The sequence below is a fragment of the Pseudomonas putida genome, assembly GCF_005080685.1.
GTDB classification, from domain to species: domain Bacteria; phylum Pseudomonadota; class Gammaproteobacteria; order Pseudomonadales; family Pseudomonadaceae; genus Aquipseudomonas; species Aquipseudomonas putida_V.
Genome location: NZ_CP039371.1, coordinates 6,197,216 through 6,212,883, shown reverse-complemented (window position 1 = coordinate 6,212,883; position 15,668 = coordinate 6,197,216). Strand labels below are relative to the sequence as shown.

Genomic DNA, 15,668 nt, shown 5'->3' with positions numbered 1-15,668 from the left:
CCGCATCATGTTCAAGCCCCTTGCACTTGCCGCTGCCGTGTCTGCCGTCTTCAGCCTGCAGGCTTCGGCCGCAGCCACCCAGTTGACCGTCTATACCGCCCTGGAAGCCGAGCAGCTGCGCAGCTACAAGCAGGCGTTCGAAAAGGCCAACCCGGACATCGAGATCAAGTGGGTGCGTGACTCCACTGGCATCATCACCGCCAAGCTGCTGGCCGAAAAAGACCGCCCGCAGGCGGATGCAGTCTGGGGGCTCGCGGCGTCCAGCCTGGCCATCCTCGACCAGAACGGCATGCTCGAAGCCTATGCGCCGAAAGACCTGGGCAAGATCTCGCCCAACTACCGCGACGCCGCCAATCCGCCGGCCTGGGTCGGCATGGACGTGTGGGCCGCGACCATCTGCTTCAACACCATCGAGGCCGAGAAGCAGGGCTTGAGCAAGCCGGTGAGCTGGCAGGACCTGACCAAGCCCGAGTACAGGGGCAAGATCGTCATGCCCAACCCAGCCTCGTCCGGCACAGGTTTTCTCGACGTGAGCGCCTGGTTGCAGACCTTTGGCGAGCCGCAGGGCTGGGCCTACATGGATGATCTGCACCAGAACATCGGCCAATACGTTCACTCCGGCTCCAAACCCTGCAAGCTGGCGGCGTCGGGTGAATTCCCGATCGGCATCTCGTTCGAATACCCGGCAGTGCAGCTCAAGCGCCAGGGCGCGCCGCTGGACATCGTGCTGCCCAAGGAAGGTCTGGGTTGGGAAATCGAGGCCACCGCGGTGATCAAGGGCTCGCCAAAGGCCGATGCCGCCAGGCGCCTCGCTGACTTCTCGGCAAGCCCGGCGGCGATGGAGCTGTACAAGGAAAACTTCGCCGTACTGGCCGCGCCGGGGATCGCCAAGCCGCAGACCGAACTGCCGGCCGACTATGAACAGCGGTTGATCAAGAACGACTTCGCCTGGGCTTCGAAGAACCGCGACCAGATTCTAGCCGAATGGCGCAAGCGGTATGACGGCAAGTCGGAGAAGGTGGCGCAGTAGGGTATGGCTTGAGAAGGCGGGTGTTCATGAGATCGAGCGCCGCGCGGGCGGCGCTCGATTTCAGAGGCGACACATACCTCAAGCGCACGCTTCGCGATGCACCGCGCGATGCAGCGCTCGATCTCAACGGCGCCACATCTCTAAAACCAGACCTCGGCCCACCCTATATCTGCAAAACCAGCGCCTCCAGTTGCTCCTGCCGCTCCGCCTGGTTCACCTTCGCCCCAGGGTTCAGCGTCGACCACTGCGGGTGGGCCCGTGCCTTGCTCAAGGCCTCGGGCAACTTGCCTTCGCGCCAGGCTTTTTCATCCAGCTCACCCAGTCGGATGCTGTCCTGCGCCGCATGCCCACGGCGGTCCAGCGCGGCCATCAACTGCTGTTGGCGCAAGGCCAGCAACCGCAGCACGGTGTCATCCACGGTCAGTTCCCGTTGCCCCTTGAGCTTGCCCATCAACCGCGACCCATAGTTGCGCGCCGTTTGCAGCGCGCCTCCGGCAACGGCACCGGCCAGTGCGGCAATGCCGAGGGTCAGCCCGCCCACCAGCAGGTCGACCCCGGCGCCGGCAGCGGCACCCGCTGCCACGCCGCTGCCCAGGCGAACACCCAGCAGCTTCAAGGTTTCGGGGTTGAACAGGTCATCGCCCCAGCGGCCATCGAGCAGCGGCAGGTCGCCGGCATTGGCATCCTCGCGGCGGAAGGCATACAGCTTGAGCAATGCCTCGACGCAGCGTTGCTCGCGCTGGCGAACGTCTTGGCGCAGCGCCTCGATGGCCCTGGCTTCGGCGGCAGGTTCGGCCTGGACACTGCGCCGGCAGGCGGCGCAGTCGAGCAGCAGTTCGGCGATCAGGCGCTTGCCGCTGTGCTGGCGGGCCAGACGCTGCGCCTGCTGGTCCTCGATCAGCCGTTGCAAGGCCGGGCGCGCGTCTTCGAGCAGCAGCGCCAGGCTTTCGTAGAGGCGCCGCTCGCCATCTTCTGGCGGCGCCACGCTGTCGAACCGCACCAGCGCATGCAGGCCAAGGCGAGCCAGGGCTTCACGCCATTCGGGCTCGCGGTGCTGGCTGCTGGCGACGAAGTTGAGTACCGGCAACAGCGGCTTGCCGCAGCCGGCGAGCACCTCCAGTTCGTCGCGGTACTTGGCCAGCACCGGCTCGCGTACGTCGATCACGTACAGGCCGGCATCGCTGGCCAGCAGTTGGCGCAGCACCTTGGCCTCCTGTTCGAAGCGCTGGCGGGCCTCGCTGCCTTGCAGGAAGCGTGCGAGGCGCGCCGGGCCGTCCAGGCGTTCGCCAGGGCGCTCGAGGCGTTCGAGGTAGTCGAGCAGGGCGATGGCGTCTTCCAGGCCAGGGGTGTCATAGAGTTCGAGCAGCGGCTCGCCGTCCACCGACAGGCGTGCACCTTCGACGTGGCGGGTGGTGCTGGGGCGGTGGGAAACCTCGCCAAAGCCGACGTCGCGGGTCAGGGTGCGCAGCAGCGAGGTCTTGCCGACGTTGGTGTGGCCGACCACGGCCAGTTTCAGCGGCTCAGTCATGGCCATGCTCCAGCCAGGTCAGGGGCGAGGTGTCGGCGTGGGGCAGGCCGAGGCGGTCGAGGGCTTCGTGCCAGTCGCCCAGGCGTTGTGCGTCCAGGGCTTGGCCCGGCTCGGCCTGGAGCAGCCAGATGCGCGTGGCGCCGGCGTAACGCGCCAGCTCCGCGAGCAGTGCCAGGCTGCCGCGGTCGGGCGAGCGACGCGGGTCGCAGGCGATGGCCAGGCGCGCCGGTGGAAAGCGGCTGAGCTGTTCGAGCAGGCGGTTGCGCGACTCGCGGCTGTCGAGCACGCCGGCGTTGGTCACTGCCTTGGGCATTGCCGGTGGCCAGGGGCGCTGGTCGTCCAGCTCAAGGCCGACCAGCAGGGCGCCGCTGCTGCCGCTTTCCAGCTGGCCGGCCTGGAATTGCGGCAGGCTCTCGGGCGCGGCGTCCTGCACACCGATCCGCTCGCTGCGCGGCATCAGGACCTCGCGCAGTTGCGCATAGCCCGGCAGGCTGAGATCCAGCGCCAGGCGTTCGCGGCCCTGGCGCCAGCGCCACAGGCAAAGGCCGGCCAGCAGCACGCGTGGCAGCAGGCCATAGACCAGGACCACGCCGAGCAGCCAACTGGCCCAGGCCTGGCGGGCGATATCCAGGGCCGGCAGGGTCGCGCCGCTGGCGCGGATCATGGTCTCGTCCGGCACGGCGAAGCCAAGCAGCGAAGGCAGGGCGCCGAGGGTTTCGGTCAGGCGGATGAAAGGCTCTGCTGCCAGCAATGTGGTTTCCCAGACGAAGCCATAGCGCCGCGTGGCCAGCAAGGCCAGGAGCATGGCCAGTGCCGCCAGCATCGCCAGCAGCCACAGACCATGCACCAGCACGCCCAGCAGCCAGCGGTTGAGGCGCTGGCGCTGCAGCAGCACCAGCAGGGCGGGGGCCAGTTGGGCGGCCTTGGCGTCGCGGGCCAAGCGTTCGCTCAGCCACAACCACAAGCGCCCGAGGCTGGCGCCGTGCTCGCCGCTGAGCACCAGGCCTGCAGCCCAGCCCAGCAGCATCAGCAGGTTCAGCCCCAGCAGGCTGCCCAGGGCCCAGAACACGTTGACCGGACGCAGGCCGTCGCCCAAGGCGGCGAAGGCCAGCCCGGCGCCACTGAGCACGGCCAGCAGTGCCAGGGCCAGCAACGCCAGGCGCGCCCCTTGCTTCCAGCGGCGCAGGGCCGCGCTCATGCCGTCGCGTTCGGCCAGGCACAGCGCCCGGGCCTCGATGCGCGTGGCCAGGTCGCCGCCTTGCTGGCGGGCGTTGCGATTGGCCTCCTGGTCCTCCAGGGGGCCGGCCTGTTCTTCGCGCAGGCGCACCGCTTCGGTGAGCCAACGTTTGTCCAGTGAAGTAGGTGCAGTCACAAGCTCTTCCATTGCACGGTTCAGGGCAGAAGCATAACCCACACGCCGGGTGCTATCCTCGCCGGCATGAATACATCACTTCCCCTCAGCCTGATCGCGGCGCATGCCGAGAACCGCGTGATCGGCATCGACAATTCCATGCCCTGGCACCTGCCGGGGGACTTCAAGTATTTCAAGGCCACCACCCTGGGCAAGCCGATCATCATGGGGCGCAAGACCTGGGATTCGCTGGGTCGGCCCTTGCCGGGGCGGCTGAACGTCGTCGTCAGTCGCCAGCCGGGGCTGGAGTTGGCGGGCGCCGAGGTGTTCGCTTCGCTGGAGGCGGCGCTGGTGCGAGCCGAGCAATGGGCGCGCGAGCAGGGCGTGGACGAGTTGATGCTGATCGGCGGGGCGCAGTTGTACGCGCAGGCGTTGGAGAAAGGCTTGGTGAGCCGGATGTACCTGACCCGGGTTGAGCTGCAGCCGGAGGGCGACGCGTGGTTCCCGGAGTTCGACACCGCGCAGTGGCAGCGGGTGTCGAGCGAGGCGCAGGCTGAAGAAGGCAAGCCTGCGTACCATTTCGAGGTTTGGGACAAGCGTTGAGGTTGCCGGGGCTGCTTTGCAGCCCTTTCCGACCGGTCCGGCGCCCCGGCAAGACCGCTCCCACAGGCTTCAGCGTCCGCCGGCCCCGCCGAAAACTGTCAGGAGTGCTTCAACTCGGCATGCTCATCGCCGCCCAGCAGGTCCTTGTCGGTTTCCTTGAGCAGTTGGCTGGTCACCACGCCCGCCGTCATCGAGCCATTCACGTTCAACGCCGTACGGCCCATGTCGATCAGCGGCTCTACCGAAATCAGCAGCGCCACCAACTCGACCGGCAGGCCCATGGCCGGCAGCACGATCAGGGCTGCGAAGGTCGCGCCACCGCCAACGCCGGCGACCCCGGCCGAACTCAGCGTGACGATGGCCACCAGGGTGGCGATCCACAGCGGGTCGAAGGTGTTGATGCCCACGGTCGGGGCCACCATCACCGCCAGCATCGCCGGGTACAGCCCGGCGCAGCCGTTCTGGCCGATGGTGGTGCCGAACGAGGCGCTGAAACTGGCGATCGACTGCGGCACGCCCAGGCGCCGGGTCTGCGCCTCGATGTTCAGCGGAATGCTGGCAGCGCTGGAGCGGCTGGTGAAGGCGAAGGTCAGCACTGGCCATACCTTGCGCAGGAAACGCAGCGGATTGACGCCGGTCAGCGCCTGGATGATGCCATGCACCACGAACATCAGGCCCAGGCCGAGGTAGGACACCACCACGAAGCTGCCCAGCTTGAGGATGTCGTCCAGGTTGGAGCTGGCGACCACCTTGGTCATCAACGCCAGCACGCCATAGGGCGTGAGCCGCATGACCACCCGCACCAGGCGCATGACCCACGCTTGCAAGGTGTCGATGGCCGACAGGGCACGCTCGCCCTGGGCGGCGTCATCCTTGATCAGCTGCAACGCGGCAAGGCCGACGAATACCGCGAAGATCACCACGGCGATGATCGAGGTCGGCCGTGCCCGGGCCAGATCGCCGATCGGGTTGCTGGGGATGAACGACAGCAGCAGTTGAGGAATGTTGAGGTCGGCGACCTTGCCGGCGTAGTCGCTGTGGATGGCCTGCAGGCGCGCGTGTTCCTGCGCCCCGGCCACCAGTCCGTCGGCACTCAGGCCGAACAGGTTGGTCAGGCTGATGCCGATCAGCGCGGCGATGGCGGTGGTCAACAGCAGCGTGCCAATGGTCAGCACGCTGATGCGGCCGAGCATGGAAGCGTTGTGCAGGCGCGCCACGGCGCTGAGGATCGAGGCGAAGATCAGCGGCATGACGATCATCTGCAGCAGACCGACGTAGCCGTTGCCGACCAGGTCGAGCCAGGCGATGGTGGCCTTGAGTACCGGGTGGCCGGCGCCGTAGACCGTATGCAGGGCCAGGCCGAAGGCCACGCCCAGCACCAGGCCGAGCAAGACCTTCTTGGCCAGGCTCCAGTCGGTGCGGCGGGTTTGTGCCAGGCCCAGCAGCAGGGCCAGGAACGCCAGCAGGTTGAGAGACAGCGGCAGGTTCATTGAAGCTCCAGGAAAAAGCAGTAGGGGGCGTCGCTTCTGTGAGCGATTGCGAACGCAAATGCTAACAGGCTGAAAACAAACGAACTTATACCCAAAACTAATTTAGTTGGTCGTTTTTGGAATATAGACGTGCCGTTCACACCTACGTTCACGACGCCCAGAGCTGCATGAGAGTCGCTGTCGGAGCCTGCGGGCCTGGGTGATTGCACTAGCGTCTTTGGGTCATTTCAGGAGAAACGCACATGAAGTTCGCTTCGAAAGCCCTCGCGGGCGGCTTGGCCCTGCTGTGCTGTGTCGAATCCTTTGCTACCGAGCTCCAGCACTGGCCGGCGGACGCCGCCCGGCATCTGAATGCCATGATTGCCGCCAATGCCCACAAAGGTAACTACGCGGTGTTCGACATGGACAACACCAGTTACCGCTATGACCTCGAAGAGGCCCTGCTGCCCTTCATGGAAAACAAAGGTCTACTGACCCGCGACAAGCTCGACCCGTCGCTCAAGCTCATTCCTTTCAAGGACACCGCCGAGCATAAGGAAACCCTGTTCAGCTACTACTACCGCCTGTGTGAAATCGATGACATGGTCTGCTATCCGTGGGTCGCCCAGGTGTTTTCGGGGTTCACCCTGAAGGAACTGAAAGTGCAGGTGGATGAGCTGATGGCCAGCAACAGGCCGATCCCCAGCACTTACTACGACGGTGATCAGGTCAAGCCTATCGAGGTGCAGCCGCCGAAGGTGTTCAAGGGCCAGGCCGAGCTGTACAACAAGTTGATGGAGAACGGCATCGAGGTCTACGTGGTGTCTGCGGCTTCCGAGGAACTGGTACGCATGGTCGCCTCGGATCCCAAATACGGCTATAACGTCAAACCGGAAAACGTGATCGGTGTCAGCCTGCTGCTCAAGGACCGCGATACCGGCCAGGTGACGACCGCGCGCAAGCAAGTCGCCGAGGGACGCTACGATGCCAAGGCCAACGAGCGGCTGGAGCTCACGCCTTACCTGTGGACGCCAGCAACCTGGATGGCGGGCAAACAGGCGGCGATCCTCACTTATATCGATCAATGGAAGAGGCCGGTGCTGGTCGGCGGCGACACACCTACCAGCGATGGCTACATGCAGTTTCATGGCGTCGATGTGGGCAAGGGCGGCATCCACCTGTGGATAAACCGCAAAGCCAAGTACCTGGACCAGTTGAATGGGATGATCGCGAAGAATGCGGCGGCGCAGGCCAAGGAAGGGTTGCCGGTGACGGCGGACAAGAACTGGGTGATCGTGACGCCCGAGCAGATCCAGTAAGCACCAGGCTGTGCTCACTAGCGTTCACTGCCGGCAGGGCGCTTTTGACCATGGTCGAAAAACCGGCGCTTGGAGCGCCGGTTTTTCACGCAGAGAGCCTCACAGCCCTTCGAGCATCGCCTTGTTACGCACCGCACCCTTGTCGGCGCTGGTGGCCAGCAGGGCGTAGGCTTTCAGCGCGGTGGTCACCTTGCGCGGGCGGACTTCGGCAGGCTTCCAGCCTTTCTTGTCCTGCTCGATGCGGCGGTGGGCCAGTTCTTCATCGCTGACCAGCAGGTTGATCGAACGGTTGGGAATGTCGATCAGGACCTTGTCGCCATCGCGCACCAGGCCGATGGCGCCGCCGGCAGCGGCTTCTGGCGAGGCGTGGCCGATCGACAGGCCCGAGGTACCGCCGGAGAAGCGGCCGTCGGTGAGCAGGGCGCAGGCCTTGCCCAGGCCCTTGGACTTCAGATACGAAGTCGGATAGAGCATCTCTTGCATGCCCGGGCCGCCTTTCGGGCCTTCGTAGCGGATGATGACGATGTCACCGGCCTTCACTTCGTCGGCGAGGATGCCGCGCACGGCGCTGTCCTGGCTCTCGAAGATCTTCGCGGTGCCTTCGAACACCAGGATCGACTCGTCGACACCGGCGGTTTTCACCACGCAGCCGTCCAGCGCGATATTGCCGTACAGCACGGCCAGGCCACCCTCTTGAGAATAGGCGTGCTCGACGCTGCGGATACAGCCGTTCTCGCGGTCGTCGTCGAGGGTTTCCCAACGGGTCGACTGGCTGAAGGCGGTCTGGGTCGGGATACCGGCCGGGCCTGCCTTGAAGAAGGTGTGCACGGCTTCGTCATCGGTCTGGGTGATGTCCCATTTGGCGATGGCTTCTTCCATGCTGCGGCTGTGCACCGTCGGCAGGTCGGTGTGCAGCAGGCCGCCACGGGCCAGCGAACCGAGGATGCTGAAGATGCCGCCGGCGCGGTGGACGTCTTCCATGTGGTACTTCTGGATGTTCGGCGCCACCTTGCACAGCTGCGGCACCTTGCGCGACAGGCGATCGATGTCGCGCAGGTCGAAGGCGACCTCGCCTTCCTGGGCGGCGGCCAGCAGGTGCAGGATGGTGTTGGTCGAACCGCCCATGGCGATGTCGAGCATCATGGCGTTCTCGAACGCCTTGAAGTTGGCGATGTTGCGCGGCAACACCGAGTCGTCGTTGTCGCCGTAGTAGCGCTTGCACAGCTCGACGATGGTACGGCCAGCGGTGAGGAACAGCTGCTCGCGGTCGGCGTGGGTGGCCAGGGTCGAGCCGTTGCCCGGCAGGGCCAGGCCCAGGGCTTCGGTCAGGCAGTTCATCGAGTTGGCGGTGAACATGCCGGAGCAGGAGCCGCAGGTCGGGCAGGCACTGCGCTCGTACTCGGCGACTTTCTCGTCGGAGGCCGAGGAGTCGGCGGCGATGACCATGGCGTCGACCAGATCGAGGCCGTGGCTGGCCAGTTTGGTCTTGCCGGCTTCCATCGGGCCGCCGGAGACGAAGATCACCGGGATGTTCAGGCGCAGGGCGGCCATCAGCATGCCGGGGGTGATCTTGTCGCAGTTGGAGATGCAGACGATGGCATCGGCGCAGTGCGCGTTGACCATGTACTCCACGGCGTCGGCGATGATCTCGCGGCTCGGCAGAGAATACAGCATGCCGTCGTGGCCCATGGCGATGCCGTCGTCGACCGCGATGGTGTTGAATTCCTTGGCCACGCCACCGGCGCGTTCGATCTCGCGGGCCACCAGTTGGCCCAGGTCCTTCAGGTGCACGTGACCTGGGACGAACTGGGTGAACGAGTTGGCGATGGCGATGATCGGTTTCTTGAAGTCTTCGTCCTTCATCCCGGTGGCGCGCCACAAGGCACGGGCGCCGGCCATGTTGCGCCCTTGGGTGGAAGTCTTGGAACGATAATCAGGCATGTAACACTCCTGGCGGCTTAATCAGGTCACGAATAGGGGAGTGAGCTTCTCTTGTCCTTAGCGCCGCAGGCCGGTTGCCACTGGCACGGATGGGGCCAAGACCCCGCGGGATCGCCGCGTGCTTGGCCAGAGCTCATAAACCCGCCGGGGATGACTGGCGATGAATACGCCGATTCTACACCGCTGGCGCGGTGAGGGAATGAAGATGTGGATGGTTGGCGGGCAGATTGGCAGCAAGGGGCCGCTGGGCGACCCCGCTGGAGCAGGTATCAGCTGTTGGGCAGCAACCGGCAGGTGATGCTCTTGATGTAGCGGGTTTCGGCGATGGCCGGGTGTACCGGGTGGTCCGGGCCCTGGCCGCCGCGCTCGAGCAGTTGCAGGTTGCGGTCCAGGTGGCGGGCGCTGGTCAGCAGGATGTTGTGCAGGTCATCCTCGGGCAGGTGCATCGAGCACGAGGCGCTGACGAGGATGCCGTCCTTGTTCAGCATGCGCATGGCCTGTTCGTTGAGGCGACGGTAGGCCGCTTCGCCGTTTTTCAGGTCCTTCTTGCGCTTGATGAAGGCGGGTGGGTCGGCAATGATCACGTCGAAGCGCTCTTCGGCGGCCTTGAGCTCGCGCAGGGCCTCGAACACATCGCCTTCGATGCAGGTCAGCTTCTCGCTGATGCCGTTGAGCGCGGCATTGCGCTCGACGCCGTCCAGGGCAAAGCCCGAGGCGTCGACGCAGAACACTTCACTGGCGCCGAACGCGCCAGCCTGCACGCCCCAGCCACCGATGTAGCTGAACAGGTCGAGTACGCGCTTGCCCTTCACGTAGGGCGCCAGGCGTGCACGGTTCATGCGGTGGTCGTAGAACCAGCCGGTCTTTTGGCCTTCGCGTACCGGGGCTTCGAACTTGACGCCGTTCTCTTCCAGCGCCACCCAGTCCGGTACCTCGCCGTAGACGGTCTCGACGTAACGTTGCAGGCCTTCGGCATCGCGTGCGGCCGAGTCGTTCTTGAACAGGATGCCGCTGGGCTTGAGCACCTGCACCAGGGCGGCGATCACGTCGTCCTTGTGCGCTTCCATGGTGGCCGAGGCGAGTTGGACCACAAGGATGTCGAAGAAGCGGTCGACCACCAGGCCAGGAAGCAGGTCGGAATCACCGTAGACCAGGCGGTAGCAGGGCTGGTCGAACAGCCGCTCGCGCAGCGAAAGGGCGACGTTCAGGCGGTGTACCAGCAGCGACTTGTCCAGCGCCAGCTTGATGTCACGCGACAGCAGGCGGGCGCAGATCAGGTTGTTCGGGCTCAGCGCGACGATGCCAAGGGGCTTGCCGCTGGCAGTCTCGAGGACGGCCTGTTGGCCGGCCTGCAGACCCTGCAGCGGGGTGGCGGCAACATCGACTTCGTTGCTGTAGACCCACAGGTGGCCGGCGCGCAGGCGGCGGTCGGCATTGGCTTTGAGGCGAAGGCTGGGCAGGGACATGACGTCGCTCCGGGAAAAAGAGCGGGATTATAGCGTGTTGGCGTGTGGCGCGTCCCTTGTGGGAGCGGCCTTCGCGACGCAAGGCCGCTCCCACAGGCGGGGCTGTGTCAGCCTTGCAGGGCCTTGATCAACTGTTCGTTGAACGCCGGAATGTCATCCGGCTGGCGACTGCTGATCAGGTTGCCGTCGACCACAACCTCTTCATCCACCCAGTTGCCCCCGGCATTGCGGATATCGTCCTGCAGGGTCTTGTAGCTGGTCATGCGCTTGCCTTCGACCAGCCCGCAAGACACCAGCAGCCAGCCGCCGTGGCAGATCACCGCCAGCGGTCGACCTGCGGCCGCATGGCTCTTCACCAGTTTCTGAGCCCCAGGGATCAGGCGAATGGTGTCGGAGTTCTGCACGCCACCTGGCAGTACCAGGGCGTCGTACAGATCGAGATGGGCGGCCTCGAAGGTCGCATCCACGGCAAAACCATCCGCCGGCTCGTCGTGGTTCCAGCCACGCACCGAGCCCTGCTGGTCGCTGAGGATATCCACCACTGCGCCGCGCTGCTGCAAGGCATCGCGAGGGCCGGTCAGCTCCACCTGCTCGAAACCATCGGTTACCAGAAAGGCGACGCGCTTGCCGCTCAGGTCGCTACTCATCGGCTGTACTCCTTTTTCAATGGGCCTGAACATGAAGGCCTGCGCGCCGTAGGCAAAGTTCCTGCGCATTGCGCCAGTGGTCACTGCGCCACGGATTGCTGCCTTGGGCGCCGCACAGGGGTTAGAATCCCCCGTCCCCCACGAGTAGGTACCAATGTCCCAGGAACTCAGCGCCGAACAGATCCAGCAGGCCCTGCAAGGCATCACCATCCCGCCGCAACCGCAGATCATGGTCGACCTGCAGTTCGAGCAATACATGCCCGACCCCGACCTCGAGACCATCGCCAAGCTGATCTCCCAGGATCCGGGCCTGGCCGGTGCCCTGCTCAAGCTGGTGAATTCGCCGCACTTCGGCCTTTCCAACAAGATCGGTTCGATCCAGCGCGCGGTGAACCTGCTGGGCAGCCGCTCGATCATCAACCTCATCAATGCCCAGTCGATCAAAGGCGAAATGAGCGACGAGACCATCGTCACCCTCAACCGCTTCTGGGACACCGCCCAGGACGTGGCCATGACCTGCCTGACCCTGGCCAAGCGCACCGGCATCCAGGCCGCGGACGAGGCCTATACCCTGGGCTTGTTCCACGACTGCGGCGTGCCGCTGATGCTCAAGCGCTTCCCCGAGTACATGGGGGTGCTGGAAGAAGCCTACGCCAAGGCCGACGAGCAGACGCGCGTGGTCGACACCGAGAACCGGGCGTTCAACACCAACCATTCGGTGGTGGGCTACTTCACCGCCAAGTCCTGGCGCTTGCCCGAGCACATCAGCGCGGCGATCGCCAACCACCACAATGCCCTGGCGGTGTTCCGCGAAGAGTCCTCGCGCAACGCCCAGACCCAGCTGAAGAACCTGCTGGCGGTGTTGAAGATGGCCGAACACATCTGCGCGTCCTATCGGGTGCTGGGCAACCAGTCGGTCGATCACGAGTGGCAAGCGGTCGGCCCGCTGGTGCTGGACTACATCGGGCTGACGGACTACGACTTCGAGCAACTCAAGCAGAACATCCGCGAGCTGGGAGGGCACTGACCCATGCCTGAATTACCCGAGGTCGAAACCACCCGGCGCGGTATCGCGCCGCACCTTGAGGGGCAGCGGGTCAGCCGCGTGGTGGTGCGCGACCGGCGCCTGCGCTGGCCGATCCCCGAGGACCTGGATGTGCGCCTGTCGGGCCAACGCATCGTCACGGTGCAGCGGCGGGCCAAGTACCTGTTGATCAATGCCGAGGTCGGCACGCTGATCAGTCACCTGGGCATGTCGGGCAATTTGCGCCTGGTCGAGATGGGGTTGCCGGCGGCCAAGCACGAGCATGTGGACATCGAGCTGGAGTCGGGGCTGATGCTGCGCTACACCGACCCGCGCCGCTTCGGCGCCATGCTCTGGAGCCTCGATCCGCTCAACCATGAACTGCTGCTGCGCCTGGGCCCGGAGCCGTTGACCGACCTGTTCGACGGCGAGCGGCTGTTCCAACTGTCACGCGGGCGTTCGATGGCGGTCAAACCGTTCATCATGGACAACGCCGTGGTGGTGGGCGTGGGCAACATCTACGCCACCGAGGCGCTGTTCGCCGCCGGCATCGACCCGCGCCGCGAAGCAGGCGGCATCTCGCGTGCCCGCTACCTGAAGCTGGCGATCGAGATCAAGCGGGTGCTGGCCGCGGCGATCGAGCAGGGCGGTACCACCCTGCGCGACTTCATCGGCGGGGACGGGCAGCCGGGGTACTTCCAGCAGGAACTGTTCGTCTACGGGCGCGGTGGGATGCCCTGCAAGCTGTGTGGCACGACCTTGCGCGAGGTGAAGCTGGGGCAGCGGGCGAGTGTGTTCTGCCCGCGCTGCCAGCGCTGATACAGGCGGCCCTAGCGCCGGCGTGCCGGCGCTAGAGGGCGATCAGTCCTTGCCGGTGATGCGGCGGTACTTGGCCATCAGCTGCTCTTCGGTCTCCGGGTGCGCTTCATCCAGCGGGATGCAGTCGACCGGACAGACCTGCTGGCACTGCGGCTCGTCGTAATGGCCCACGCACTGGGTGCACAGGTTGGGGTCGATCACGTAGATCTCTTCGCCTTGGGAGATGGCCTCGTTCGGGCACTCGGGTTCGCAGACGTCGCAGTTGATGCAATCGTCGGTGATGATCAGGGACATGGGGGCTCCGGCCTGGGCATTGGGCCCGGGCATGTTCAAACGCAATGGGCACAATTGTGCCGCATTCGCGCCCGCAGTGCACGCGGGCGCGATGGTCAGGCGATGGGGCTCACTTCTTGAAGCGTTCTGTCAGCGCGTCTGCCACCGCCGGATGGACGAACTTGGTGATGTCGCCACCCAGCGCCGCGATCTCCCGGACCAGGGTCGAGGAAATGAACGAATAACGCTCCGAAGGCGTCAGGAACAGGCTCTCGACGTCCGGGGCCAGTTGCCGGTTCATGTTCGCCAGCTGGAATTCGTATTCGAAGTCGGACACCGCGCGCAGGCCGCGCAGGAACACGTTGGCGCCTTGTTCCTTGGCGAAGTGCGCCAACAGCGAGGAAAAGCCGATGACCTCGACATTGGGCAGGTGCTTGGTGACCTCACGCGCCAGCGCCACCCGTTGTTCCAGAGGGAACAGGGGGTTCTTCTTCGGGCTGGCCGCCACCGCGATGATCACGTGGTCGAACAGCCGCGAAGCGCGTTCGACCAGGTCGCCATGGCCTTTGGTAATGGGGTCGAAGGTACCTGGGTACAACACTCGGTTCATCGCGTCATCCTGGCTGGAGTGCGTCGGGAGTCGGATGGTAGCGCAGCGAATGCGCTGCGGCCAAGTGACACGGCCGACCGAAGGCACTATAGACAGAGCGCGCGATTGTTGTCATGCGCTGTGTGCCAGGTGGTGGTCGCCGACGCCTGCTTCAACGGATGAACAACTTGTAGACCAGGCGTTGCAAGGCCTTGCCGTAGGGTGGGTAGATCAGCCGGGCGGCATTCAGGCGCTGCTTGGCCAGCACGGCCTTGGCCTTGCTGAAAGTCAGGAAACCATCGTGGCCGTGATAGTGGCCCATGCCGGAGGGACCGATGCCGCCGAATGGCAGATCGTCCTGGGCGACGTGCGACAAGGTGTCGTTCAGGCAGACCCCGCCGGAGTGGCTGTTTTCCAGCACGCGTCGTTGCTCGGCCCGGTCGTATCCGAAGTAATAGAGTGCCAGTGGGCGTGGGCGTCGGTTGATGTAGTCGAGCGCCTCATCGAGGTGATCGTATGGCACCAGCGGCAGCAGTGGGCCGAAGATCTCGTCCTGCATCACTTGCATGGTGTCGTTCACCCGCAGCAGCAAATGCGGCGGCAGGCGCCGGCCCTGGGGGGCTTCGTCGGGGTACAGGTCGATGACCTCGGCGCCTTTGTCGCGAGCGTCGGCCAGCAAGTGCTGCAAGCGTTGCAACTGCCTGGGGTTGATGATCGCGCTGTAGTCGGCGTTGCCGGCGATGCGAGGGTACAGCCGGTGCACGGCCTCGCGGTACGCCTCGCTGAAGGCTTGAAGACGTTCGCGGGGCACCAGCACGTAGTCGGGAGCGACGCAGGTCTGGCCGGCGTTGAGGGTCTTGCCGAAAGCGATGCGCTCGGCGGCGGTGGCCAAGGGCACGCTGGCCGAGACGATGGCGGGCGATTTGCCGCCCAGTTCCAGGGTCACCGGCGTGAGGTTGTCTGCGGCGGCCAGCATGACTTGCCGGCCGACGCTGGTAGCACCGGTGAACAGCAGGTGATCGAAGGGCAGCCTGGCGAAGGCCTGGCCGATTTCCACCTCGCCCAGCACTACGCTGACCAGGTCAGCCGGAAACACCCGTTCGAGCAGCGTCTTCAACGCCTGTGCAGTGGCCGGCGTGGCCTCGCTGAGCTTGAGCATGACCCGGTTGCCGGCGGCCAGGGCGCAGGTCAGGGGGCCGATGGCGAGAAACAGTGGGTAGTTCCACGGCACGATGATCCCCACCACGCCCAGCGGCTGGTACAGCACCCGTGCACTGGCGGGTTGGAACGCCAGGCCCACGGCTCGCCTGGCCGGACGCATCCAGCGTTGCAGGTGCCGCTCGGCATGGCGGATGCCTTGCACCGAAGGCAGCAGCTCGGCCAGCAGGGTTTCGTCGGCGCTGCGGCCGTCGAAGTCCTGGTCGATGGCTGCGATCAAGGCTTGCTGGTTTGCCAGCAGTGCCGCGCGCAGGTGCTTCAGCCATTGCTGGCGCTGCGCCGCAGGCGGCATCGGGTTGCCGGCGAACGCCTTGCGCTGGAGGGCAAACGTCGAGGTCAGGTCGGTGTCGGAAGGCACGGCAGGCAGGGCGATGGGCGAGGTCACGGCAGT

At 65.3% G+C, this 15,668-nt stretch carries 14 protein-coding genes; 5 read left to right on the top strand and 9 right to left on the bottom strand.

Annotated features, from left to right (window positions below; translation table 11 throughout):
* The first annotated feature begins 7 nt into the window (after window positions 1-7).
* A complete protein-coding gene (locus tag E6B08_RS28715) occupies window positions 8-1,030 on the top strand; it encodes a putative 2-aminoethylphosphonate ABC transporter substrate-binding protein (RefSeq protein WP_136917062.1) in 1,023 nt (340 codons plus the stop codon).
* A 163-nt stretch (window positions 1,031-1,193) separates the two neighbouring features.
* Here E6B08_RS28715 and E6B08_RS28710 read toward each other — a convergent pair whose 3' ends face one another.
* Window positions 1,194-2,558, bottom strand: a complete 1,365-nt coding sequence (locus E6B08_RS28710; protein WP_136917061.1) for a GTPase/DUF3482 domain-containing protein — start codon at window positions 2,556-2,558, stop codon at window positions 1,194-1,196.
* Window positions 2,551-3,942: a DUF2868 domain-containing protein gene (locus E6B08_RS28705; protein WP_136917060.1), complete on the bottom strand. Its 1,392-nt coding sequence runs from the start codon at window positions 3,940-3,942 to the stop codon at window positions 2,551-2,553. The genes E6B08_RS28710 and E6B08_RS28705 overlap by 8 nt, the downstream gene beginning before the upstream one ends.
* Window positions 3,943-3,996: 54 nt before the next feature.
* Here E6B08_RS28705 and E6B08_RS28700 point away from each other — a divergent pair, with 54 nt between their 5' ends.
* Entirely contained in the window at window positions 3,997-4,512 is a 516-nt protein-coding gene (locus E6B08_RS28700; RefSeq protein ID WP_136917059.1) for a dihydrofolate reductase, read from the top strand.
* A 98-nt stretch (window positions 4,513-4,610) separates the two neighbouring features.
* On the opposite strand, the gene E6B08_RS28695 is transcribed toward E6B08_RS28700, so the two are convergent.
* Window positions 4,611-6,002 (bottom strand): L-cystine transporter, encoded by a 1,392-nt coding sequence (locus tag E6B08_RS28695; RefSeq protein WP_136917058.1) that lies wholly within the window; start codon window positions 6,000-6,002, stop codon window positions 4,611-4,613.
* Between the two features lie 242 nt (window positions 6,003-6,244).
* Here E6B08_RS28695 and E6B08_RS28690 point away from each other — a divergent pair, with 242 nt between their 5' ends.
* Window positions 6,245-7,300 (top strand): haloacid dehalogenase-like hydrolase, encoded by a 1,056-nt coding sequence (locus E6B08_RS28690; RefSeq protein ID WP_136917057.1) that lies wholly within the window; start codon window positions 6,245-6,247, stop codon window positions 7,298-7,300.
* A 99-nt stretch (window positions 7,301-7,399) separates the two neighbouring features.
* Here E6B08_RS28690 and ilvD read toward each other — a convergent pair whose 3' ends face one another.
* From ilvD to E6B08_RS28675, 3 genes are all read right to left on the bottom strand, one after another.
* Window positions 7,400-9,241, bottom strand: coding sequence for a dihydroxy-acid dehydratase (gene ilvD / locus E6B08_RS28685; protein ID WP_136917056.1), 1,842 nt, complete (start codon window positions 9,239-9,241; stop codon window positions 7,400-7,402).
* A 269-nt stretch (window positions 9,242-9,510) separates the two neighbouring features.
* A complete protein-coding gene (locus tag E6B08_RS28680) occupies window positions 9,511-10,707 on the bottom strand; it encodes a class I SAM-dependent rRNA methyltransferase (protein ID WP_136917055.1) in 1,197 nt (398 codons plus the stop codon).
* 107 nt (window positions 10,708-10,814) lie between these two features.
* Entirely contained in the window at window positions 10,815-11,354 is a 540-nt protein-coding gene (locus E6B08_RS28675; RefSeq protein ID WP_136917054.1) for a type 1 glutamine amidotransferase domain-containing protein, read from the bottom strand.
* Between the two features lie 208 nt (window positions 11,355-11,562).
* Between E6B08_RS28675 and E6B08_RS28670 the strand changes: the two genes are divergently transcribed.
* Entirely contained in the window at window positions 11,563-12,381 is an 819-nt protein-coding gene (locus tag E6B08_RS28670; RefSeq protein WP_192938710.1) for an HDOD domain-containing protein, read from the top strand.
* A 3-nt stretch (window positions 12,382-12,384) separates the two neighbouring features.
* Window positions 12,385-13,197 carry a bifunctional DNA-formamidopyrimidine glycosylase/DNA-(apurinic or apyrimidinic site) lyase gene (gene mutM, locus E6B08_RS28665; RefSeq protein WP_136917052.1) on the top strand — a complete coding sequence of 271 codons (813 nt, stop codon included), beginning with the start codon at window positions 12,385-12,387 and terminating at the stop codon, window positions 13,195-13,197.
* 42 nt (window positions 13,198-13,239) lie between these two features.
* Here the strand turns inward: mutM and E6B08_RS28660 are convergent, their stop codons facing one another.
* The 3 genes from E6B08_RS28660 to E6B08_RS28650 all read right to left on the bottom strand — a co-directional run bounded on the left by E6B08_RS28660 (window position 13,240) and on the right by E6B08_RS28650 (window position 15,662).
* Window positions 13,240-13,491 carry a YfhL family 4Fe-4S dicluster ferredoxin gene (locus tag E6B08_RS28660; protein WP_016489663.1) on the bottom strand — a complete coding sequence of 84 codons (252 nt, stop codon included), beginning with the start codon at window positions 13,489-13,491 and terminating at the stop codon, window positions 13,240-13,242.
* A gap of 109 nt (window positions 13,492-13,600) precedes the next feature.
* Window positions 13,601-14,080 carry a pantetheine-phosphate adenylyltransferase gene (gene coaD, locus E6B08_RS28655; RefSeq protein ID WP_133325099.1) on the bottom strand — a complete coding sequence of 160 codons (480 nt, stop codon included), beginning with the start codon at window positions 14,078-14,080 and terminating at the stop codon, window positions 13,601-13,603.
* 151 nt (window positions 14,081-14,231) lie between these two features.
* The gene (locus tag E6B08_RS28650; protein ID WP_136917051.1) at window positions 14,232-15,662 is read right to left on the bottom strand and encodes a coniferyl aldehyde dehydrogenase; all 1,431 of its coding nucleotides are present in this window, start codon (window positions 15,660-15,662) and stop codon (window positions 14,232-14,234) included.
* Window positions 15,663-15,668: the final 6 nt, after the last annotated feature.

Excerpts from the sequence above, each read along its gene's own strand:
- E6B08_RS28715 (WP_136917062.1), top strand. The coding sequence starts at position 8 with ATGTTCAAGCCCCTTGCACTTGCCGCTGCCGTGTCTGCCGTCTTCAGC.
- E6B08_RS28710 (WP_136917061.1), bottom strand. The coding sequence starts at position 2,558 with ATGACTGAGCCGCTGAAACTGGCCGTGGTCGGCCACACCAACGTCGGC.
- E6B08_RS28705 (WP_136917060.1), bottom strand. The coding sequence starts at position 3,942 with ATGGAAGAGCTTGTGACTGCACCTACTTCACTGGACAAACGTTGGCTC.
- E6B08_RS28700 (WP_136917059.1), top strand. The coding sequence starts at position 3,997 with ATGAATACATCACTTCCCCTCAGCCTGATCGCGGCGCATGCCGAGAAC.
- E6B08_RS28695 (WP_136917058.1), bottom strand. The coding sequence starts at position 6,002 with ATGAACCTGCCGCTGTCTCTCAACCTGCTGGCGTTCCTGGCCCTGCTG.
- E6B08_RS28690 (WP_136917057.1), top strand. The coding sequence starts at position 6,245 with ATGAAGTTCGCTTCGAAAGCCCTCGCGGGCGGCTTGGCCCTGCTGTGC.
- ilvD (WP_136917056.1), bottom strand. The coding sequence starts at position 9,241 with ATGCCTGATTATCGTTCCAAGACTTCCACCCAAGGGCGCAACATGGCC.
- E6B08_RS28680 (WP_136917055.1), bottom strand. The coding sequence starts at position 10,707 with ATGTCCCTGCCCAGCCTTCGCCTCAAAGCCAATGCCGACCGCCGCCTG.
- E6B08_RS28675 (WP_136917054.1), bottom strand. The coding sequence starts at position 11,354 with ATGAGTAGCGACCTGAGCGGCAAGCGCGTCGCCTTTCTGGTAACCGAT.
- mutM (WP_136917052.1), top strand. The coding sequence starts at position 12,385 with ATGCCTGAATTACCCGAGGTCGAAACCACCCGGCGCGGTATCGCGCCG.
- E6B08_RS28660 (WP_016489663.1), bottom strand. The coding sequence starts at position 13,491 with ATGTCCCTGATCATCACCGACGATTGCATCAACTGCGACGTCTGCGAA.
- coaD (WP_133325099.1), bottom strand. The coding sequence starts at position 14,080 with ATGAACCGAGTGTTGTACCCAGGTACCTTCGACCCCATTACCAAAGGC.